19 protein-coding genes are annotated in these 21,798 nt (G+C 67.1%); 10 read left to right on the top strand and 9 right to left on the bottom strand.

Annotation, left to right across the window (positions count from 1 at the left end; translation table 11 throughout):
• The first annotated feature begins 18 nt into the window (after positions 1-18).
• The gene (gene ppsA, locus QRM95_RS20800) at positions 19-2,439 is read left to right on the top strand and encodes a phosphoenolpyruvate synthase (protein WP_285249314.1); all 2,421 of its coding nucleotides are present in this window, start codon (positions 19-21) and stop codon (positions 2,437-2,439) included.
• A gap of 40 nt (positions 2,440-2,479) precedes the next feature.
• Here ppsA and QRM95_RS20795 read toward each other — a convergent pair whose 3' ends face one another.
• Positions 2,480-2,986 (bottom strand): DinB family protein, encoded by a 507-nt coding sequence (locus QRM95_RS20795; RefSeq protein ID WP_285249313.1) that lies wholly within the window; start codon positions 2,984-2,986, stop codon positions 2,480-2,482.
• 34 nt (positions 2,987-3,020) lie between these two features.
• The gene (locus QRM95_RS20790) at positions 3,021-4,697 is read right to left on the bottom strand and encodes an FAD-binding dehydrogenase (protein WP_285249328.1); all 1,677 of its coding nucleotides are present in this window, start codon (positions 4,695-4,697) and stop codon (positions 3,021-3,023) included.
• 124 nt (positions 4,698-4,821) lie between these two features.
• Between QRM95_RS20790 and QRM95_RS20785 the strand changes: the two genes are divergently transcribed.
• Positions 4,822-5,718, top strand: coding sequence for a diacylglycerol/lipid kinase family protein (locus QRM95_RS20785; RefSeq protein ID WP_285249312.1), 897 nt, complete (start codon positions 4,822-4,824; stop codon positions 5,716-5,718).
• Positions 5,719-5,784: 66 nt separating this feature from the next.
• On the opposite strand, the gene QRM95_RS20780 is transcribed toward QRM95_RS20785, so the two are convergent.
• The 5 genes from QRM95_RS20780 to QRM95_RS20760 form a co-directional block, all read right to left on the bottom strand.
• Complete coding sequence (locus QRM95_RS20780) at positions 5,785-6,042, bottom strand: hypothetical protein (protein ID WP_285249311.1); 258 nt, start codon at positions 6,040-6,042, stop codon at positions 5,785-5,787.
• Between the two features lie 98 nt (positions 6,043-6,140).
• On the bottom strand, positions 6,141-6,365 hold the full coding sequence (locus QRM95_RS20775; protein ID WP_285249310.1) for a hypothetical protein: 225 nt from the start codon (positions 6,363-6,365) through the stop codon (positions 6,141-6,143).
• 469 nt (positions 6,366-6,834) lie between these two features.
• On the bottom strand, positions 6,835-7,356 hold the full coding sequence (locus tag QRM95_RS20770) for a hypothetical protein (RefSeq protein WP_285249309.1): 522 nt from the start codon (positions 7,354-7,356) through the stop codon (positions 6,835-6,837).
• A 143-nt stretch (positions 7,357-7,499) separates the two neighbouring features.
• The gene (locus QRM95_RS20765; protein ID WP_285249327.1) at positions 7,500-8,630 is read right to left on the bottom strand and encodes an alkaline phosphatase family protein; all 1,131 of its coding nucleotides are present in this window, start codon (positions 8,628-8,630) and stop codon (positions 7,500-7,502) included.
• 2 nt (positions 8,631-8,632) lie between these two features.
• Positions 8,633-9,898 (bottom strand): alkaline phosphatase family protein, encoded by a 1,266-nt coding sequence (locus QRM95_RS20760; protein WP_285249308.1) that lies wholly within the window; start codon positions 9,896-9,898, stop codon positions 8,633-8,635.
• A 337-nt stretch (positions 9,899-10,235) separates the two neighbouring features.
• On the opposite strand from QRM95_RS20760, the gene QRM95_RS20755 reads away from it, so the two are divergent.
• Together QRM95_RS20755 and QRM95_RS20750 are read left to right on the top strand one after the other, a co-directional pair.
• On the top strand, positions 10,236-11,621 hold the full coding sequence (locus QRM95_RS20755) for an OFA family MFS transporter (RefSeq protein ID WP_285249307.1): 1,386 nt from the start codon (positions 10,236-10,238) through the stop codon (positions 11,619-11,621).
• Position 11,622: 1 nt separating this feature from the next.
• A complete protein-coding gene (locus QRM95_RS20750; protein ID WP_285249306.1) occupies positions 11,623-11,766 on the top strand; it encodes an MFS transporter small subunit in 144 nt (47 codons plus the stop codon).
• A 135-nt stretch (positions 11,767-11,901) separates the two neighbouring features.
• Here the strand turns inward: QRM95_RS20750 and QRM95_RS20745 are convergent, their stop codons facing one another.
• Complete coding sequence (locus tag QRM95_RS20745; RefSeq protein ID WP_285249305.1) at positions 11,902-12,333, bottom strand: DUF2177 family protein; 432 nt, start codon at positions 12,331-12,333, stop codon at positions 11,902-11,904.
• 225 nt (positions 12,334-12,558) lie between these two features.
• On the opposite strand from QRM95_RS20745, the gene QRM95_RS20740 reads away from it, so the two are divergent.
• The 5 genes from QRM95_RS20740 (at position 12,559) to QRM95_RS20720 (ending at position 18,686) form a co-directional block, all read left to right on the top strand.
• Positions 12,559-13,428 (top strand): DUF1295 domain-containing protein, encoded by an 870-nt coding sequence (locus QRM95_RS20740; protein ID WP_285249304.1) that lies wholly within the window; start codon positions 12,559-12,561, stop codon positions 13,426-13,428.
• A 276-nt stretch (positions 13,429-13,704) separates the two neighbouring features.
• Positions 13,705-15,765, top strand: coding sequence for a phosphocholine-specific phospholipase C (locus QRM95_RS20735; RefSeq protein ID WP_285249303.1), 2,061 nt, complete (start codon positions 13,705-13,707; stop codon positions 15,763-15,765).
• Between the two features lie 25 nt (positions 15,766-15,790).
• The gene (locus QRM95_RS20730; RefSeq protein WP_285249302.1) at positions 15,791-16,990 is read left to right on the top strand and encodes an alkaline phosphatase family protein; all 1,200 of its coding nucleotides are present in this window, start codon (positions 15,791-15,793) and stop codon (positions 16,988-16,990) included.
• A gap of 25 nt (positions 16,991-17,015) precedes the next feature.
• Positions 17,016-17,603 (top strand): hypothetical protein, encoded by a 588-nt coding sequence (locus QRM95_RS20725; RefSeq protein ID WP_285249301.1) that lies wholly within the window; start codon positions 17,016-17,018, stop codon positions 17,601-17,603.
• A 66-nt stretch (positions 17,604-17,669) separates the two neighbouring features.
• Positions 17,670-18,686, top strand: a complete 1,017-nt coding sequence (locus tag QRM95_RS20720) for a squalene cyclase (RefSeq protein ID WP_285249300.1) — start codon at positions 17,670-17,672, stop codon at positions 18,684-18,686.
• 27 nt (positions 18,687-18,713) lie between these two features.
• Here the strand turns inward: QRM95_RS20720 and QRM95_RS20715 are convergent, their stop codons facing one another.
• Entirely contained in the window at positions 18,714-19,445 is a 732-nt protein-coding gene (locus QRM95_RS20715; protein ID WP_285249299.1) for a YoaK family protein, read from the bottom strand.
• 249 nt (positions 19,446-19,694) lie between these two features.
• Here QRM95_RS20715 and QRM95_RS20710 point away from each other — a divergent pair, with 249 nt between their 5' ends.
• Positions 19,695-21,743, top strand: a complete 2,049-nt coding sequence (locus tag QRM95_RS20710) for a glycoside hydrolase family 28 protein (protein ID WP_285249298.1) — start codon at positions 19,695-19,697, stop codon at positions 21,741-21,743.
• The last annotated feature ends 55 nt before the right edge of the window (positions 21,744-21,798 follow it).

The following is a 21,798-nucleotide window of genomic DNA, read 5'->3' as shown; positions in this document are numbered from 1 at the left end:
TGCAAAGGAGCAGCAAACATGACCACAGACGTTCTTTGGTTCTCCGAACTCGGACTTAAGGACCTGGACAAGGTGGGCGGCAAGAACGCCTCCCTGGGCGAGATGGTGCAGAACCTGACGTCCGCCGGCGTCCAGGTCCCGGATGGATTCGCCACCACGGCGGACGCGTACCGCCGGTTCCTGTCCGATTCCCGCCTGGACCAGAAGATCGCCGACCGGCTCGTTGGCCTGGACACCGATGACGTGACGGCGCTGGCGGCTGCCGGACAGGAGATTCGGTCCTTGGTCCGCGACACGCCGTTCCTGGCGGATTTCGAGGCGCAGGTGCGCGAGGCGTACCAGCAACTGGTGGACAAGCACGCCGGCTCGCAGGACCTTTCCTGGGCGGTGCGCTCCAGCGCCACGGCAGAAGACCTTCCCGATGCCTCGTTCGCCGGGCAGCAGGAGACCTTCCTCAACGTCCGCGGGATCGAGAACATCCTGCAGGCCATCAAGGACGTCTTTGCCTCGCTCTACAACGACCGCGCCATCGCCTACCGCGTGCACCACAAGTTCGAGCACGCCGAGGTGGCACTCTCGGCGGGCATCCAGCGCATGGTGCGTTCCGACGTCGGCGCCTCCGGGGTCATGTTCACCATGGACACCGAGTCCGGCTTCCAGGACGCCGTGTTCGTCACCTCCTCCTACGGGCTGGGGGAAGCAGTGGTGCAGGGCGCCGTGAACCCTGACGAGTTCTACGTGTACAAACCCGCCCTGGAAGCCGGCCGGCCGGCCATCCTCAAGCGGGGCCTGGGCGAGAAGGCCCTCCAGATGACCTACACCACCAACAGCGAGATCGGCCGCACCATCGACTTCGTGCCGGTGGAGGAGTCCCAGCGCTCGCGCTTCAGCCTCACGGACGACGACGTGGAGCAGCTTGCGCGCCATGCCGTCGCCATTGAGAAGCATTACGGCCGCCCGATGGACATTGAGTGGGGCAAGGACGGCATCGACGGTGGCCTGTACATCCTGCAGGCCCGCCCGGAAACCGTGCAGTCCCGCCGGGCCCCGGGCAGCATGAGCCGGTTCCGCCTGAACGCGACCGGCCCGGTGCTGGTGGAAGGCCGCGCCATCGGCCAGCGGATCGGCGCCGGAAAGGTCCGGATCCTCACCGCGATCGACCAGATGGCCTCGTTCCAGACCGGCGATGTCCTGGTGGCAGACATGACCGACCCCGACTGGGAACCGATCATGAAGCGTGCCTCAGCGATCGTCACCAACCGCGGCGGGCGCACCTGCCACGCGGCCATCATCGCCCGCGAGCTGGGGATTCCCGCCGTCGTGGGCACCGGCAACGCCACTGACTCGCTGGCCGACGGCCAGGAGGTGACCGTCTCTTGCGCCGACGGCGAGACCGGCACCATCTACGAAGGACTGCTGGACTTCAGCGTCGAGGAGACCGGGGTCACCCAGCTGCCCGAGGCGCCGGTAAAGGTCATGATGAACGTGGGCACGCCGGAACAGGCCTTCACTTTTGCGCAGCTGCCCAACCACGGAGTGGGCCTGGCCCGGCTGGAGTTCATCATCAACCGGCAGATCGGCATCCACCCCAAGGCGCTCCTGAACCTGGACAGCCAGCCGGCGGAAGTGGCCGCCGAGATCCGCGGGCGGATTGCCGCATACGACAGCCCCCGCGACTACTACATCAAGCGCCTCGCCGAGGGCGTGGCCACCATCGCCGCCGCCTTTGCGCCTGAACCGGTGATCGTCCGCATGTCCGACTTCAAGTCCAACGAGTACGCCAACCTCATTGGCGGCCCGGCGTACGAACCGCACGAGGAAAACCCGATGATCGGGTTCCGCGGCGCGTCCCGCTACCTGGAACCGTCCTTCCGGGACTGCTTCGACCTCGAGTGTGAGGCCCTGTCCTTCGTCCGCAACGAGATGGGCCTGACCAACGTCAAGCTGATGATCCCGTTCGTGCGCACCCTGGACGAGGCGCGGGGCGTCATCGACCTGCTCGCCGAGAACGGCCTGCGCCGCGGCGAAAACGGCCTCGAGGTCATCATGATGTGCGAACTGCCCTCCAACGCGCTGCTCGCCGACGACTTCCTGGAGTACTTCGACGGCTTCTCCATCGGCTCGAACGACATGACCCAGCTGACCCTGGGCCTGGACCGTGACTCGGCCATCGTGGCCAACAGCTTCGACGAGCGGGACGCGGCCGTGAAAAAGCTGCTCAGCATGGCCATCAAGGCCTGCCGGGCGCACGGCAAGTACGTGGGCATCTGCGGCCAAGGCCCCAGCGACCACCCGGACTTCGCTGAATGGCTGGTGAAGGAAGGCGTCAATTCCGTCTCCCTGAACCCGGACACGGTGGTGGACACGTGGCTGCGGCTCGCGGGCGCGGCAGAAGAGTCGTCCGCCGGCGCGGTGGCTGCGGCCGCCGGCGCAGCCTGACCAGACCGCCGAAAGGTCCAAGGGCGGTTCCGCCGCGGTGTCATTGCCGTGACGGGACCGCCAGGACCTGCTCCCGCAGGATGTCCGCGTGGCCGCAGTGCTGGGCCAGTTCCCGCAGCATGTGCAGGTACACCCAGCGCAGCGGAAGCGGGCCCCGCCGGTTGCCGGTGACCACATCGTCCAGGCCGAGGCCGGCCGCGGCCGCCCGGGAGGCGGCGCACGCCTCCCGGTGGGCTGACCGGACCGAGGCGACCGTGTCGGCGTCGTCAAGCATGAACGATTCGTCCGGGGTGGCCGGGATACCGATCTCACTGCGCGGGCGGCCCGTGAAGGCTTCGTCGAACCAGACCTTCTCCACGAAGGTGGCGTGCTTCACCAGGCCCAGCAGCGTGGTGCGGGACGGAACCAGCCGGCGCCGGGCCTGCTCTTCGGTCAAGCCGTCCAGGCAGTCGTCGAGCGCAGCCCGGTGCTCGTCAAGGAAGAATTCGAACTGGGCACGCAGCGGCTCGGAAATCACGTCGTCCATGGAACGGGGGAGGATGGCCATATGCCGACCCTAGCAAGCCGGCAAGAAGGTGCGGCTACAACGCCCGGGCCAGGGAACGCCCCACCGTCCTGCCGGTGAAGATGCAGCCACCCAGGAAGGTGCCCTCGAGGGCGTTGTATCCGTGGGCGCCACCGCCCCCGAACCCGGCGGCCTCCCCGGCGGCGTACAGCCCAGGAATGGGGATGCCATCCAGCCCGAGCGCCTGTCCGGACAAATTCGTCTGGATGCCGCCGAGCGATTTCCGGGTGACGACGTGGAGCCGCACCGCGATCAGCGGCCCCGCTTTCGGGTCCAGGATCCGGTGGGGCTTCACTGTCCGGAAGAGCCGGTCACCCAGGTAGCGGCGGCTGTTGCGGATGCCCGCCACCTGGGCGTCCTTGGAATAGGCATTACGGATCTCGGCGTCGCGTTCCCCGATCTGCCGCCGCAGCAGCGCACCGTCCAGCAGCGGCTCCGCGGTGAGACCGTTCATGCCGCGGACCAGGTCCGGAAGGTTGTCCGCCACCACAAAGTCCGCGCCCTGCTCCTTGAACGCCTCGATCGGGCCGGAGGCACCGCGGCCCAGCCGCGTCTTCAGCAGCAGCTTGAGGTCCCGGTTGGTGATGTCCGGGTTCTGTTCGGAGCCGGAAAGGGCGAACTCCTTTTCGATGATCCGCTGGTTGAGGATGAACCAGGAATGGTCGTACTGCTGGATGTCCGGGGTGGTCCGCAGCAGGCGGAGGGTGCCCAGCGTGTCGTAGCCGGGCAGGCCGGGGGAGGGCAGCCGCCGGCCCAGCGCATCGAACCACAGCGAGGAGGGGCCGGGCAGGATCCGGATGGCATGGTCCGGCCAGATGGGGTTCCAGTTCTGGATTCCCTCGGTGTAGTGCCACATCCGGTCCCGGTTCACCAGCCGGACCCCGGACGCGTCGGCAATGTCCAGCATCCGCCCGTCCACGTGCTGCGGCACCCCGGTGACCATCCTGCGCGGCGGTGTCCCCAGCCGGTCCGGCCACCAGCGCCGCACCTGCTCATGGTTGCCGCCGATCCCGCCGGAAGCTATCACCACAGCCTGCGCCCGCAACGCAAAGTCCCCAACCACGGCCCGGTTGGAGGACATCCCCCGCGGCGACGCATCAGGTGCCAGCACGGCGCCACGCACCCCGGTGACCGCACCGTCGTCGAACGTTAAACCGTCCACCCGGTGCCGGAAGAAGAACGTGACGCTGCCTGCCGCGGCCGCCTCGCGTGCCTTGTCCGCGAATGGTTCGGACACCCCGGTGCCGGTGCCCCACGGGACGTGGAAGCGGGGGATCGAGTTGCCGTGGCCGCCGGCCCTGCCGTCGCCGCGCTCGGCCCAGCCCACCAGTGGCGTGAACCGGATTCCCTGTTCCTGCAACCAGGAGCGCTTGTCGCCGGCGGCGAACTCCACGTAGGCGCGGCCCCACTGCGCGGCCCATTCGTCCTCCGGGTGCGGTCCGGAAAGCCTGTCCCATTGCGCCGAGCCCTGCCAGTCCTGCCACGCCAGCTCGAAGGAATCCTTCACGCCCAGCCGGCGCTGCATGGGGGTGTCCACCAGAAAGAGGCCGCCCAGCGACCAGAACGCCTGGCCGCCCAGGTTGGCCTGGTTCTCCTGGTCCAGGATGGCCACGCGCTTTCCCGCACGGACCAGCTCGTTGCAGGCCACCAGCCCGGCCAATCCGCCGCCGATGATGATGACGTCCGCATCCATGCGTGCCTGCCCGGCGGGTTGTCCACTCATCGTCCCACTCTGCCATCCGAAAGGGCCTTCGGAAACCAAAGCCGCGGGTTAGGCTGGAGCCACCCGCACCAGGAACCCGGAGAATACGTACGCCATGGCTGATGACGGAGCACCTGCCGCACCTTTCGACCGTGCCGTCCTGATCTTCAATCCCGGCCGGCCTGGAATGGGCCAGCGGATCGAGGCGGTGCAGCGGGACCTGGCCACCGACCTGCCGGGGCTGCCCGTTTACCTGTTGCCAACGGAATTTGCCGGCCACGCCCGTGAACTTGCCGGGGGCGAGGCGCGCCGGGGTGTGCCGCTCATCCTTTCCGTCAGCGGGGACGGCGGGTACAACGAGGTGGTCAACGGCGTGATGGACGTGCCCGGCAGCAAGGCCGTCTGCGCCGTCATTCCCGCCGGAAATGCCAACGACCACTACCGAAGCCTGCCGGTGCGAACCTTCGCGGAAGCGGCGTCGGCCGGTGTGGGCCGGCGCGTCGACCTGCTGCGGATCACGCTCCGGACCGCAATGGGAGAACGGGTCCTGTACGCGCATTCCTACGTGGGGTTCGGGCTGACCTCGTTGATGGCCATAGGCATTGAACAGGGCGGGAAGGGTAAGGTCCTGGAGCTCGTCTCCGTGGCCCGCACGCTCTCGAGGTTGAAGCCCTTCGAGCTTGTCCGGGATGACGGGGCCACCGCCCGGTTCGACAGCCTGATCTTGGCCAACGTTTCGCGCATGGCCAAGTACGGTACCGTCAGCGAGTCGCACTACCCGGACGATGGGCGGTTCGAGGTGGTGACGCTGCCCCACGCCGGCCTGACGAAGATGGCGCTGATGACGCTCCGCGCAGTCACCCTGGGGCTGGGGCATCAACCGAGCGTCAGCCGCTATGCCTTCTCCACCCGCGATACCGTTCCCTGCCAGATCGACGGTGAAGTGGTCTACGTCGAGGCCGGAACCCATGTCCTGGTGGAAAGCGCCAAGGGAGCCCTGGCCACCCTCTGAAATCCCAAGCCGGAGTGGCGCGCCGGCCGGGGTACCGCCGCGGAGCGGCAGTACCCCCGGAACGGCCTACGGCTGCACGGAGTCGAAGAACGTGTGATCAGGATTTGACCCGGCCTCATGGGATTTCATCCGGATGAAGTCCACGTCCTCCTCGGACAGCGTGGTCTCACCGTGGGGATCTCCGTTGGCGCCCTCGCCTGCGGCTGCACTGATCTGGGCGGAAATTGTCCGCGGCAAAATCATGCAGCCGGGGTTCGCCAGCAGCCATTGGGTGACCGCTGCGGGAAGCAGGTTCCACTGGTCGCGAATACTGATGTCAGTCATGGGGTGTGCCTTTCGTAAAGGTGTCAAGGACGCCCCCAGGCCCGGGATGCGCCGGTGCCGGCCGCGGTTTTCGCAGCCGGCACACGAGGAGGAAAGGCTTAATCGAAGTGGATATCTGCGGCCGCCTTGCGCAGCGACTCAAGGCGCTCTTCCTCCGCCAGGCCCAGCGCTTCGAGCTCGTCGTTCCGGTGGGTCCGTTCCTGGGCAGCCTGGGCTGAAATGTCGCGCAGGATCACGCCTACAAGATGGGCCAGGCCCGCTTTGAGGTCCACCAGGTTGGTGTTGGTGATCAGGAGGCGGCGGTCTGAGACCTGGAGTTCCACATCGCTGTACCCGGCGTCGGCCAGGCGCTGTTTCGTAGCTTCCCCGTGCAGCAGCTCGACTTCCCGGGCTCGGGCCGGCGCGAAAAGACAGCCGGCACGGTGTACCGCGTGGGGCCCTGGGCCGTGCCCAGGTCATGCGGCAACGCGGATGCGAGGACTCCGCCGAGCGATAACGCCGAGTCGGCGCGTACAACAGAGTCTTGGATGGTGGTCATGGTGTCTACCAGCGTTCTGAAGGGTGCACTGCCGGAGCCCGGGACGCGGGACGGAGTGGCTGGGGCAGGGGATCCGGGTCCGGATCGGCTGCGGTGGAGGTGAACGGATGCCGTTCCGGCCGGTGTTGTGGTGTGGCCCCTCGTCGTACCGATTCCCTGCTGCGCCGGGGTCGAGGTTACTCGGTACGGCGCGCGCCGGCGGCCGTGGAAGGCCACCGGGAATCGGGCTCATTTTCGGGGCAACGGATGTCCTGTCACGATGTCCCGAGATACTTTGAGTCTACGCTCATCAGCGCCTCTTCCGGGCCGGGATGCGGAACCGGCCCGCCGAAGGTCGGGCGCCTGCCGGAACGGTAGGCGGAATCGATCACGGACGCGAGTTCATCCAGCACGGTGTGGTTTCCGGGGAGCACCACGTGGGCCAGGAATTCCGATTCAAGGCTGGCGATTCCCGCAGTTACGGCTCCGAGTTTGGCGTCGATGGCCAAGGCCAGGGCGTGCCATGATTTGCGGTTGGCGCGTTCGAGGATTTTCGCGTTGGCCTCGTGGACCCTGCTGTCAGCGATGTCCCCGCGAATGGCCAGGGCGCCAGCGGACTGCAGTAATGGCATGACAATCCGGAATTGCCGTCCGGTGCCCCTGAACGCCACTGCGCTCCGGTCCCCTCGCTGGGTGAAGAGGATGTCCGTTGCCCCGTAGTCCGTGAGCGCCTGCCTGATGTGCTTCCGGGAAGCCTCGCTGCTGAAGGAGTCGCCGCGGGTGTAAGGGCTTGTCATGTCCTAACTATGCGCCTCGCCGCCACCCTTTCCTAACGTCGCCATAACGCATCGGCCGCGGAACAGCAATGGACCCGGCAAACGCTGCACTGCAGTCCGTTTGCCGGGTCCATTCGAGGGGAGGCATGCAGCCCCGGCCAGGCTCAGACCCCCGCGTTGTACACGTCCAGGCCGAACCGGTTGAGCCCTGGCGTCCCGGCGTACCCCAGGTACGGCAGCCCGAAGGTGTCCTCGATGCTGGCGAGCAGGCTGTAGTGGTTGTACGGCGTGGTGGACCAGGTTCCGCCCTTCGTGAAGGGGGAGAGGACCAGCGCGCCGACGCGTCCGCCGCCCATGCCCGTGATGCCTGGCAGGGCCGCGTTCGGGCCCGGGCCCTCGCCGCAGCAGGCACTGGCGTCCGACTGGGGCCCGTCGGATTCGTCGAAGGTAATCACCAGGACGCCGTCCTGCTTGAACGCCGGAGAGTTGGTGATGACCGGAACCCATTGCTTGAGCCAGGCGTCAGCGCTGGCCAGGCCGCCGGGCTGCCCATCCACGCAGGGGGAGTCGTGTCCGTCGTGGCAAAGGTTGGGCGTGATCATGGACAGGTTGGGCGTGGTGGCAGCCGAGGCGAGGTCCGTCTGCAAGGCGGAAAGGTCGACGTCGTTCGTGGCGCAGTCCGGTGAGCCGGTGATCCCGGCGAAGTAGACGAACGGGTTGTGGCGGGCGGCGTACTGGTCGCCCACCTTGGCTTTCTGGGTGTCGTCGACGGCGCCCAGGGCCGGGTGCCGGCAGGGGGTGCCCATGTCCTCCATGTACCCCTTCCAGGATTTCCCGGCGTCTTTGAGCTGCCCGGCCACCGTGGGAACGCTGGCCGGGAAAACGCAGCCGTCGCCGACTGCCTGGCCGGGGCTGGCGGTGCCGCTGCCGACGAACGGGGTGTAGGTCTGGCAGTCGGCCTGCATCTGCGGGTTGGGTCCCTGGCCGGAAATCTGCGCCACGTAGTTGGGCTGGGAGTTGTGCGCCGTGCCGAAGTACTGGTTCAGCAGGACGCCTTGGCTGCGCAGGGTCTGGGAAAGATAAGGAGCGGCCGACGCCGGGCCCCAGGTTTCGTCGTAGCCCTTGTTTTCGAGGTTGATGACGAAGACGTGGTTGGCGCCGGGCAGGTAGCTGGAAGCCGCCGGCGCGTTGGCGGGAGCGGGGGCGGCGGCGGCCGGCTGGGACGGCGTTGCCGCCCCGCCGACGATGGCGGCGGCGAACACGGCGATGGCCGCTGCGGCGGCACGGAGTTTCATTGTCACGGGAGTTTCCATCCGTCGGCGAGTGCTTTCTGTTTCAGTCCTGACCATTCCTCTTCCGGCGGCGGACCCACCGGGGAGCAGGCGGGGCCGGCCACGAATGGCGGAACGAGGTATTTCGGGGCGGCCAGGTTGGCCGGGGTGCCGAAGTCCAGGACCTCTGCAATATTGCGGGCGGCCTGGTCACGCTGGGTGAGGGGCGCCAGGTTCCAGCGCCACTCGATCGCTTTCAGGACCGAGGTGTGGTCGTAGACGTCGTGGGCGACGTAGCGGCGCCGTGCCCTGGGCGAGACCACCAGGGACGGCACCCGGAAGCCCCGCAGGGCGGTGTCCGGGCTGGTATCCGGGGCGGTGGCCGGGGGCACATGGTCGTAGAAGCCGCCCCATTCGTCGTAGTTGACCACCAAAAGGGTGTTGGCCCAGCCCGGCCCTGACGTCACGGCGTTGTAGACCTCGGCCAGGAACGTTTCTCCGGAGCGGATATCGGCGTGCGGGTGGTCATCCCCGGAGGTCCCGGAGCCTTCGTCGGTGAACCGCGGATCCACGAAGGACACCGCCGGCAGGGCCCCGGCGGAGCAGTCGGCGAGGAACTCCGCATAGGGGTGGGAAATGCCCTGGTACTTGGCTCCCCAGAGCGCCGTGAAGGGGATGTCGCCGTAGTAGTACTTTCCGGCCACGCCCGCGGCGGCCAGCCGGTCCCAGATGGTGGGGAGCGTGGAGGTCACGGTGGAGTTGTGGATCCGGTCGGTGGCGGCGGCGTGCTGGTAGAACCGGTTGGGGTAGGTCTCGGCCATCGTCGCGGCGAAGTAGCGGTCGCAGACAGTCCAGTCGGGGCCGGCCTGGCGCCAGAAGTCCAGGTCTTCGGCACCGTAGTAGCCCACGGCGAACTCGTCGTTTTCGCCGGCCCGGAGCCAACCGTCGTTCTTGCCGTTGTTGTACTGGATCCGGCCGCCCTCGTAGGAGTGGTCAGGATCCGGGTGGCCGCAGCCCTGGAAGTCGGTCAGGTGGTAGGTGGAGTGCGGGATGCCGTAGCGGTCCCGGAAGGTCAGTCCGGACTGTGTGCCGTCGGACCCGGGCAGCCAACCGAGGAAGTGATCGAAGGAGCGGTTTTCCATCATCACCACGACGATGTGCTCGATGCCGGAGTCACCGGGAGCCGGGAGGGCCGGCGGGGCCGCGGCGGCTGCTCGCAGCGTGCTGCCGGCGGCCAGGGTGGTGGCAGCCGCGGTGCCCGCTGCGAAGAAGCGGCGTCTGGAAAGATTCACGTCAGATTCCTTGTCCGTCATGGAGGACGGCGAAGCGGGCACGCCCCCCACGATGGGCCGATCGCCGGACCGTAAGTTACTGGTCGGTATATTTCGCGTTCACCAGTAGATCACGGCGAGGTTACGGCCCGGGCCCAAAACGGGGTCCGTTCATGCAGAGTTCACCGGACGTTCGGCGGCTTGTGGCGCGTCCCGTGGTGCCGCTCGGCGTAAATCCACTACCGGTCGGCGCGCCAACAGTACGTTTGCTGATGATCTGGATGATGATTGCCGGAGGCAACGGGCCGGGCCCTTCGCCTCTGGACACCGACGTCTTCCACCGAGCAAGGGAATCATCATGGGCTTCCTGGACCGTGACCGAACCATCGCCCCGCCGGGCTTCAACCGCTGGCTTGTTCCGCCGGCCGCGCTCGCCGTCCATCTCTGTATCGGCCAGGCTTATGCCACCAGCGTGTACAAGACGGCGCTGGTTAAGCATTTCGGCGCCAGCTTGACCGAGATCGGGGTGATCTTTTCCATCGCCATCGTGATGCTGGGCCTCTCCGCCGCGGTCATGGGTACGTGGGTGGACCGGAACGGTCCGCGGAAGGCGATGTTCACCTCGGCCATGTTCTGGGTGGGCGGCTTCCTGGTGGGCTCCGTGGGCATCTTCACGCACCAGCTGTGGCTGGTCTACCTGGGCTACGGGGTGGTGGGCGGCATCGGGCTTGGCATTGGCTACATCTCGCCGGTGTCCACGCTCATCAAGTGGTTCCCGGACCGCCCCGGCCTGGCCACCGGCATGGCGATCATGGGCTTCGGCGGCGGCGCGCTGATCGCCAGCCCCGTGTCCCAGGCCCTGCTCAAGGCCTACGATCCCAACTCCGGCGCGCAGGGCTGGGTGGCCAGCGGCGATGCCGTGGGGAAGCTCTTCCTGACGCTCGCCGTCGTCTATCTGGCCTACATGCTGTTCGGCGCCTTCACCATCAAAGTCCCGGCTGACGGCTGGCGGCCGGCCGGGTTCGACCCCGCCAAGGTCAAGGCCGCCAAGCTGGTCACCACGGAGAACGTCTCCGCGAAGAACGCCATCAAGACCCGGCAGTTCTGGCTGGTATGGGTGGCGTTGTTCTGCAACGTCACCGCCGGCATCGGCATCCTGGAGCAGGCGGCACCCATGATCCAGGACTTCTTCCGGAGGGCCGACGGCGGCTCCCTGGTCAGCGCCGGCGTCGCCGCGGGCTTCGTGGGGCTGCTGTCCATCGGCAACATGGCGGGCCGGTTCGCCTGGTCTGCCACCTCGGATATCACGGGCCGCAAGCGGATCTACATGGTGTACCTGGGCGTCGGCGCGGTCCTGTACACCGTGCTGGCGCTGGCCGGTGCCACGGCCACGTTCCTCTATGTGGTGCTGGCGTTCCTGATCATCTCGTTCTACGGCGGCGGTTTTGCCACCGCCCCGGCGTACCTGCGGGACCTGTTCGGGACGTTCCAGGTGGGCGCCATCCACGGCCGGCTGCTGACGGCATGGTCAGCGGCCGGTGTGGCCGGTCCGCTGATCGTCAACGGCATCCTGGACGCGCAGGGGAAACCGGGCCAGCTGACCGGCGCGTCCTACCAGCCGGCGCTGCTGACCATGGTGGCCCTGCTGGTGGTGGGCTTCGTGGCCAACCTGCTGGTCACCCCCGTCGACGCCCGATTCCACGAACCCCGCTCCGCGCGGCACGAACCAGCCATGGAGGCCTGAGATGACCACAGCACACACCCACAACGTGCAGGAACCGGTGCGGAGGTCCACCGGCAGGCTGGTCCTGGGCTGGATCCTGGTGGGCATCCCGCTGGCGTACGGGGTGTTCCAGACGCTGACCCAGGTGGCGGCGCTCTTCGGCTAGCCCCGGGCCCGGTCTCGCGTCACGTGGAGCAGATTTTTACTCGAACGGACGACGGCGGGTCCCGGCTTTCCGCGGTTCCGTCGCCGTTCCCGGGCTTAAAGCGTGCCGTGCGTGACGCGGGGGCGCCGCGCGGATTCAGGCCACAACGGGCTTCTTGAGCCGGCGGCGCAGCAAGGTTGCGGTGGCCCAGGTGACGAGGCTGCAGGCCGCGGCTCCCCACAGAATGTCCGTGACGGCCACCAGGGCGGGGAAATCCTTCAGCACGGACCACCCGGTCAGCGCCCACGTGGCGTAGGTGAAGAACCCGAACAAGGCTGCTCCCGAGACGCGCTGGCGCACCGTGGCGTCCGGGCTGTTGGGGCGCACGCCGTAATGCACCATCCCGGCCACGAAGATGACGTAGAACAGGACCGCGGCAGCCAGGTTGGCCTTGGGGGCCAGCAGGTGGCCGATCTGGCTTTGATACTGCGGATTGGCCACCAGCAGGATCCACGCCACGTCCAGGACGGCGAAGATCACGGCACTGACAATGTAGGCGGTCAGCCAGTTCTTGGTGCGGGGGCTCATGCTGGGCTCCTGGGATCGGGGACGGCTGCGCCGGTGGTTCGTTTCCGGTGGCCTGCGCGGACGGGTCCAGCCGTGGATTTCCAGGGGCCGGGCCCATACACCGCAGTTCCTGCTCCGAAGACTAAGTGGACGGCGCAGCTGCGTTGTTAGATGGATGTGTGCCTGCACGTGCACATGGGGGATCCCCGCTGCTGGACCGGACGGGCGGTGAAAGGACCGGATTGCATGAATAAAGACAGCCGCAAGGCGCTCATCAGTACAGTGATCGCCGTGGTGGTGGCCGTGCTCATTGCCCTCGCCGGCAGCCAGGGCGGCTCCCGGGTGGGCGGCCTGCCCGTGTTTGCGCTGGGGGTCGCGGCCGCGTTCGTCATCCAGTGGCTGGTGTTCATCCCCAGCTTCAAGGCCCAGACCGAGAAGTTCTACGACCTCACCGGCGCCCTGACCTACATCTCCATCACCGTGTTCCTGGTGCTGGCGTCCCCGGGCATCGATGCGCGCGGCATGGTGCTCGCGGCCATGGTGGTGCTGTGGGCCGCACGGCTGGGCAGCTTCCTGTTCCTCCGCATCAGCAAGCACGGAAAGGATGACCGGTTCGACGAGCTCAAGCCGGACTTTTTCCGCTTCCTGAACACCTGGACCATCCAGGGCCTGTGGGTGGTCCTCACCGCGGCGCTGGCATGGGTGGCCATCACCTCGGACAAGAAGGTTGGACTGGACGGGTTCTTCTGGGTGGGCCTGCTGGTGTGGGCCGCGGGCATCACCGTGGAGACCCTGGCGGACATCGAGAAGAACCGGTTCAAGGCGGATCCTGCCAACAAGGGCCGCTTCATCAACACGGGCTTGTGGTCCAAGTCCCGCCACCCGAACTACTTCGGTGAGATCACCCTGTGGGTGGGGGTGGCCATCATTGCGCTGCCGGTGCTGCAGGGCTGGCAGTGGGCGGCACTGATCTCCCCGGTATTCGTGGCCCTGCTGCTCATCAAGGGTAGTGGCGTCCCGCCGCTGGAGAAGAAAGCGGACAAGAAGTGGGGCGGGCAACCGGACTATGAGGCGTACAAGAAGAACACGCCGGTGCTGGTGCCAAAACTTAAGTAGCGTCCCGGAAGGACGTACGACGACGGTACCCGTCCCGGGTGCCGACGTGCAGGGGTCGGGGCGCAGACGATGCGCCCCGACCCCTTGTTGCCTGCGGTCACCGCCACCGACCAGGGGAGTTGCCGTCCGGACGGCGGTCCCGGAGCCGGCCGAAGTGTGGCCGGCGGTACGCGTCCAGGCCGCGCGATGTTCAGCCCGTGTACACGGCGGCGTAACCAAACACTGGAACAGTTCCGGCGGGGGACATCAAAAGCCAACGCATTTAGGAGCGTCCTCATGGCAGGCATGGACCGTCGTCGTTTTCTTCAACTCTCGGCCGCTGGCGCGGCTACAACAGCTTTGTCCCAGATGATGGGGCAAAGCATCGCCCGGGCGGCGGAGATCCCCGCCAACAGGGCCACCGGTTCCATCAAGGACGTGGAGCACGTGGTGATCTTCATGCAGGAGAACCGGGCATTCGACCACTACTTCGGCACCCTGAAGGGCGTGCGCGGGTTCGCGGACCCGCACCCGGCGCTCCTGCCCTCAGGAAAGGACAGCTTCCACCAGGCGAACGCCACCCGGGAAGTGACGCCGTTCCACCCGGACGCGCCGAACCTTGGCATGCAGTTCATGGAGGACCTGGACCACTCCTGGAAACTCACGCACGAGGCCTTCAACAACGGGAAGTACGACAAATGGTTGCCGCAGAAGACGGATGCAACCATGGCGTTCTACGGCCGCCAGGACATTCCGTTCCACTTCTCGCTGGCCGACGCGTTCACGGTCTGCGACCAGTACCACTGCTCGGTCCTTGGCCCCACAGACCCGAACCGCTACTTCATGTTCGCCGGCGGAGACGACCCCGACCGGAAGGGCGGCGGCCCGGACCTCTGGAACGGCGAGAAGGGCTACTGGTGGAGCACCTACCCGGAGGAACTGGAGAAGGCCGGGGTGAGCTGGAAGGTTTACCAGGACATCGGTGAAGGCCTTGATCCGGCGCACTATGAGGGCTGGACTGACGATGCCTATATCGGAAATTACGGCGACAACTCACTCCTGTACTTCAAGCAGTACCAGGACGCGAAGCCCGGAAGCCCGCTGTACGACAAAGCCCGGACCGGCACCAATGCCAAAGCCGGCGATGACCTTTTCAGCATCCTCCGCAAGGACGTAGCGTCGGGCACGCTGCCGCAGGTCTCCTACATCGTGGCGCCCGAAGCATACTCTGAGCACTCGAACTGGCCGCCGAACTTCGGCGCCTGGTACGCCGCCAACATCCTGGACATCCTCACGTCCAGCCCCGATGTGTGGAGCAAGACGGCTGTCCTGTTCATGTACGACGAGAACGACGGCTTCTTCGACCACATTGTCCCGCCGCACCCGAACACCCCGCAGATTCCCGGCGCCTCCACGGTCTCCACGGCCGGTGAATGGTACGACGGCTCCCCGACGTACTACGGCGACAAGGACGTCCCCGGGCACTTCGGCCTGGGCGTGCGCGTGCCCATGATTGTGGCCTCCCCGTGGAGCATGGGCGGCTGGGCCTGTTCCGAGACGTTCGACCACACCTCGATCGTCCGGTTCCTTGAAGCCCGTTTCGGCGTGGCCTCACCGAACATCACGCCGTGGCGCCGCGCCGTCAGCGGGGACCTCACCAGTGCCTTCGACTTCTCCAGGGCGGGTGGCGCCGCGCCGGCCCTGCCGGACACATCCGCTTACAAGCCGGCCGACCACAAACGGCACCCCAGCTACGTGCCGGTGCCCCCGGCGTCGAACTCAATGCCCGGCCAGGAAAAAGGCACCCGCCCGTCCCGCCCCCTTGGCTACGCCCTGGACGTCGAGGCGACCGTCCAGGCCGGAAAGCTCGCGGCCCGGTGGGCCAACCGTGGAACCCTGGGCGCGCACGTCCAGGTCCGCTCCAACCTGCTCCCGGCCGGACCGTACTCCTACACCATCGGGGCAGGAGCGTCGCTGGATGCCTCGTGGGCGCTCGGGGCAGAGTACGACGTGCAGATGCACGGCCCGGCCGGCTGGTACCGGCGCCTGGCAGGTACGACGACGGCCGCGGACATCCGCGTGGGCGTCACCGGAGACGGCAAGTCCCGGCACGCGCAGTTCCGGATCGACAACCCGGGCACCGCGGCCGTCACCCTGACCCTTACGGACGCCTACGGGGCCGGGTCCCAGACCCTGACGCTCAACCCGGGACAGGGCAAAACGATCGTCATCCCCACCCAGGGGGGCTGGTACGACCTCACCGTCACATCCGCCGGCGACCCCAAGCTCGTCCGCGTCCTGGCCGGCCGCATCGAAAACGGCGGCCCGCTCACCAGCGATCCCCAACTGGGCCGCTGACCCACGTCATCGAAAGGATTGTTCAATGATCAACGTACTGAAGAACCGTAAGGCGGGGGCCGCGGCGCTAGCTGCCGCCGTCGCGTTCACTGGCCTCGCCGCCGCCGGCGCGGCAGTCCCCGCCGCCGCGCAACCGTCGTCGGACGCTGCCGCGCAAGCCGGTGGACAGGGCCAAAACGGACCGGACCATGTCTTCGTCATCATGATGGAGAACCACGGATACGACCAGGTCATCGGCAACACTGCCGACGCGCCTTACATCAACAGCCTCGCCCAGCGCTACAACACGGCGACGAACTACCACGGCGTGACCCACCCCAGCATGCCCAACTACCTGGCGGCCATTTCGGGAAGCTCGCAGGGCGTCTGGGACGACTGCAAGGCCGGCGCGGACGTCACGTGCGCCCCGGAGGAATTCGTCCCCGGTACCAGCGACCCCGGTGCCGCCGGACTGCTCACTCCGGCGCAGGTGTCCAGCGCGTCCGCCACCCCGCACATGTTTTCGGGGAAGAACATCGTTGACCAGCTCGAGGGCAAGGGCCTGAGCTGGAAGGCGTACATGGAGAGCCTGCCAAGCACCGGCTCACAGGTCGAGTACGCACCGACCATCGGCTCCACCACGGTCAAGCTGTACGCGCAGAAGCACAACCCGTTCATGTACTTCTCGGACATCAACTACCCGGGCAGCCCGCGGCTGCAGAACATCGTGCCCCAGGAGAACAACCTGAAGAGCGACCTTTCCAGCGGCAACGTTCCGAACTTCACCTGGATCAGCCCCAACCAGTGCCATGACATGCACGGGGTGACCCCTTCCGGTGCCGCCCTCGTCGGAATGCCCCAGTGCGGTTACCCGGACTCCGGCCTGGACCACGGAGCCATCCGGCTCGGCGACAACTACGTCAAGGAAACGGTCCAGCAGATCATGGACTCCCCGACGTGGAAAACCACCAAGTCCAGCATTGTCCTGGCCTGGGATGAGAACGACTACTCCGGATCCGACGGCGGCCCGGGAAGCCCGGTGGGCCAGAACGGCGCTGTCCTTGGCGGCGGCCACGCGCCGGCCATCGTGATCAACTCGGCCGGCGGGCCACACAAGACCACCAACCAGCTGTCCGACCACTACACCCTGCTCTCCACGATTGAGCACATGTGGCACCTGGGCTGCCTGGAGAACACGTGCTCACCCACCACGTCGGGCACGTTTGAGGAACTCTTCCGCCCTTAACTGCCACGCCGCCTATGCTGTGGTCATGGAGATAACACCCTCAGGTTCCGCGTCCCCGATGAAGTCCTTGCTCTACTGGCGCAAGAGCATGATCAACGGAGCCAAGACAGTACCTGTCATCGTGGCCATGGACGGCGCGGGCATGATCAGCATGCACGACGCTGCCGGGGTGCCGGTATTTTCCGTGCCGGCACCCCAGGCTGCTGTCCGGTTCACGAGCATGGGGACGATGGTGGTCACGGCGAACGGCCGGAAGTACGACATCCTGGGCGTGGGCGCGTCCTTGTCGCCCAGCCCGTCCCCCTGGCAGCTCGCGGAGATGGCCGCCGGCGCCGATGGCCACACGGACCCTACCGGCTTGAGCCGTGCAGGTTCCGCCGGAGCCGCCATGAGCGGCGCGGGCGGCCTGGGGGCCGTGGCCGGCGCGGCCGGTGGCGCTGCCATGATGTTCGCCTACTACCAGGGCCTGGACGCCATCAAAGCGTGGCAGGAAGCGCTCCCCAACGCTGGTGCCACGGTGCAGAAGAGTTCTATGAAGGCCGGACTCTACATCTCGCTGGGGGTCGTGGCCGCCGTGGTCATCGGCCTGGTGGTGGCGCTGAGCCTCAAGTAGTCCACACCCCGGCCGCGGCGCTGGACTTCAAACAGCCCAGTCCCGGGCCGTGGTAGTCTCCCCGCTATGGCCGTGGACCCTGAATTGCTGGACTGGCTGCTCGACTCCGATCCCGCCCTGCGATGGCAGGTGCAAAGGGACCTGGGAGGCGCCCCGCCGTCCAACTGGGAAGCCACCCGGGCCAAAGTCCGGACGGAGGGGTTCGGGGCCAGGCTCTTGGCGCTGCAAGACCCGGACGGGCAGTGGGCCGGTGGCGCCTACTTCCCGGCGGACTTTGACTTCGAAGGCCCGGAGGCCTCGGCCGACGCCGGCCAGCCCTACACCGCCACCACCTGGTCCTTGAACATGCTGCGTGAGTGGGGGCTGGAGGCGGACGCACTCCGCGGTACCGCCGAAAAGCTTGCCGCCAACAGCCGGTGGGAATACGAGAACCTGCCGTACTGGGACGGCGAAGTGGATTGCTGCATCAACGCATTCACCCTGGCCAACGGCGCGTGGCTGGGTGCGGACGTGGCCGGGCTTGCCGAGTGGTTCCTGGAGCATCAGCAGGACGACGGCGGCTGGAACTGCGAGTGGGTGGAAGGGTCAACACGGTCCTCGTTCCATTCAACTATCAATTCCCTCAAAGGCCTGTTGTCCTACGAGGCAGCCATTGGCGGGTCAAGGGAGCTCCGGGCCGCCAGGAACCGCGGCCAGGAGTATCTGCTGGAGCGGCGGTTGCTGTACCGGAAAACCACGGGCGAGCCTGTGGCGACCTGGGCGTCGCGGTTCGTCTATCCGTTTCGCTGGTTTTACAGCGCGTTGAATGCGCTGGACTATTTCCGCGCCGCCGCGTTGCACGACGCCGCGGCGCCCGATCCGCGGCTGGCGGAGGCCGTTTCGCTGGTCAGGTCCGCCCGGCAAGCTGACGGCACGTGGGTCCAGGAGCGCCGCCACCCCGGCCGGGTCTGGTTCGAAACGGACGTTCCACCGGGCCGGCCGTCCAAGTGGCTGACATTCACCGCAGTGAGGGTGCTGGATTGGTGGGACCAGGGCGGCGCCGTGGCTCCGGCCGTCACTGCCCCCGCCCCAGACCGGCGGTAGGTCAGGCGGGGTTCGTTGGGCCAGGGCTCACGACGGCGGGACCCGGGTGGGTGCCGGTGCCGCCAGTTCGTGACCGTGCTTGGGGACGGTGGTGCGTCCGAACAGCGCGACGCCGAGCGTGAGCAGCGCTGTCAGCAGGACCCCGAGGCCCAGGTGGAGATGCACGCAGCCCGCGCCGACCGCCGCTCCGGCCATGATCAGGCCGACGGCGGCAAGGCGGCGGCCCCAGAAGGGGTGCGTGCGGGCGCCGAGGTGTGAATCGGCTGCCAGTCCGGTGATGGTGGACGTGACCACCACGGTGGGGACGTCCTTGACGTTGAGTTGCCGGGCGGTGGCGGCCTGCACTCCCATGGCCACGGCCAGGGTGGCGGTGATGGCGACGGTGGCGGTTTCGCTGCTTCGGGGGTTTGCACCGCTGAGCAGCAGGATGGCCACGATGGCCATGACGGTGCTGACCCCCGCCAGCAGGACGGTGGTGCGGTGGTTCCACCCGGACTTGGTGGGCCGCAGTGCCCGTCCCGCGACGAGGGCGCCGGTCATGAACCCGGCCAGTGCCCCGATGGGGCCCAGGATCGGGAGGTTGTCCGCGCCCAGCAGGGCCATGCCCAGGATCACCACGTTGCCGGTCATGTTCGCCGTGAACACGCGGTCCAGGCCCAGGTAGCCGACGGCGTCGAGCACCCCGGTGGAGAACGTCAGGACCAGCATGAGCACCAGGTGCAGCTTGGCCGGATTGGCGGGGGAGGTGCTGGCGGGCATGCGGGTGCCTTTCGTGGTCCGGGTCCGGAGGGGATGACCGCGTGGTGGGGGCGGCTATTCCAGTATGCGCCGGACCGTCGCCGCCCGCGGAACCGGGGGACACATTGTCCTTGACTGAGGGGGCCGGGCAACATAGCCTCGACTGAGAAAGCGTTTTCTTGAGCGCGGGACGCTGCGCCATTTTCGCGAAGGTCTCACCGGATACCTCCATTACTGCGGGGCTCATTGACGTGCCCCGGAAAGGATGCCATGCAGGTTGCCAGAACCCCACGCAAGCGCCGCCGCCTTATGGGCGCCGCCGCCACGGCCATGATCGTCTTGACGTCCCTGACGGCGGTGGCCGGGCCCGGCTCGGCAGCACCGCCGGGCTCCACCGGTTCACCGGTGTGCTCCAGTTCCAGCGTGCACCTGGAACCGGGCACCGGACGGGCACCGCAGAACCTCTGTGTCCCGGCCGCCGCGACGGATGACACCAGCACCCTGTTGGTCTGGAACAAACCGGACCTCTATGAGGACGTCGTCGACTACCGCGTCTACAACAACGGTGCTCCGATCGGCACCGCGGAGCAAAACGCCCGGCAAAACTCACCAGCCCAGGAATACGTTGATGCGTTCAGGGCCGCGGACAAGGACGGATTCCATGCCAGGACGGTGGCCCACAACTACACGGTGACCGGCCTGTCCCCACGTACCACCTACACCTTCACTGTGGCAGGCATCCGTGCGGACGGCACCGAGACCCCGGCGAGTGGAACCGTCACCGTCACCACCGCCCCCAAGCGGCAGACCGTCGTCGTCACTGCTCCCGCCTACAAAGCCAAGGGCGACGGCACCACCCTGGACACGGCTGCCCTCCAGAAAGCTATAGGTACCTGCCGCGCCCCGGGCTGCACCGTCGTCGTACCCAAGGGCACCTTCCGGACGGGCGCGCTGTTCCTGCACTCCAACATGACGCTGGAACTGCAGGAAGGCGCGCGGCTGCTGGGCTCGGACCGGCCGGAGGACTACCCGCTCGAGAAGGGCTACTACCTCTACCCCGTGCCGGACCCGCTGCCCACGGAGGCCGAGTACCGGAACTACCTGCGGCCGCCGTCGCTCCTTAACGTCCTCCCCGAAGACAACGGCCGGTCCAAGGAAGGCCGCGAACCGGGGGCGGTGGCCAGCAACGTCCGGATCACCGGCAAGGGCGTCGTGGATGGCAACGGCTGGAAGCGCACCGGCGCCGGAACAGTTACAGACGAGGCAGGCAACGAGCTTCCGCAGTACGTGGCCAGCAGCGCCGGCAAGGTCCTGGACGACGGCGTGCTGGCGGCCAACCAGTTCCGCAACGCCAAGGACCACCAGGACTCCCTGACCGGCATCGTCAACAAGCCGGACACCCTGGAGGACTCCGTGATCTACGGCCAGTACCGCTCCAGCCTGATGACCTTCATGGGGGTGGAAAACCTCTACCTGGAGGGCGTGACGGCGGACAACCCGGCCTTTCACGGCGTGATGGTCCTGGACAGCCAAAACGCCACCGTGAACGCGATGCGGCACACCACCTACAACACCAATAACGGCGACGGCCTCGAATTCGGCGGGACCGGCAACGGGATCGTGGTCAACAACTTCTTCGACACCGGGGACGACCAGGTCAATTTCGCCGCCGGCCAGGGGAAATACGGTGCCCAGGGAAGGCCCAGCGAGGACGTCTGGATCTTCAACAACTACATGCGGATGGGCCACGGCGGCATCGCGGTGGGCTCCAATACCGCGGCGTGGGTCCAGCGGGTCCTGGCCGAGGACAACGTCATGTACAAGGTGGAGACGGGTGGCCTGCGGATGAAGAGTACCTCGGACATGGGCGGCGGCGGCCGGAATTTCCTGTTCCGGGATACCGCCATGGCCTGCATGGGCAGCAGCGCATTCATTATGACCCTCAGCTACAACCAGTCGCCGAGCGGGTACGTCGCAGCTGATTCGGCCACCTTCAAGGATGTGGCCGTCCGCAACGTGTCCGTGGACGGCAACAACTCGCCCACCTGCGGGATGGCGGTCTCGGACAGCAAACCGGTGATCGACATCCAGGCCGGGCCCGCCCTGGGTGAAGGGACGGCCACGCTCAGCAACTTCACCTTCCAGGATGTGGTGTTCCGCAACGTCAATCCCGCCAACATCAAAGGGCTGACCGGTTCAACCTTCAGCGGCGTCACGTTCCAGAGCGTCCGGAACAACGCCAACCCCTGGCGCTTGGACCAATACTCCACGGGCAATACGTTCAGCAACGTGGTGCCTGCCCCGGCAGGGCAGGGATAACCGGGAGGAACGCACGACGGCGGCACCACGGAGAGTCCGGGTGCCGCCGTCCGGC

Source organism: Pseudarthrobacter sp. efr-133-R2A-89, assembly GCF_030209315.1.
Lineage (GTDB): Bacteria > Actinomycetota > Actinomycetes > Actinomycetales > Micrococcaceae > Arthrobacter.
The sequence above is the reverse complement of the archived record's forward strand: the minus strand, read 5'-3'. Positions and strand labels throughout refer to the sequence as shown.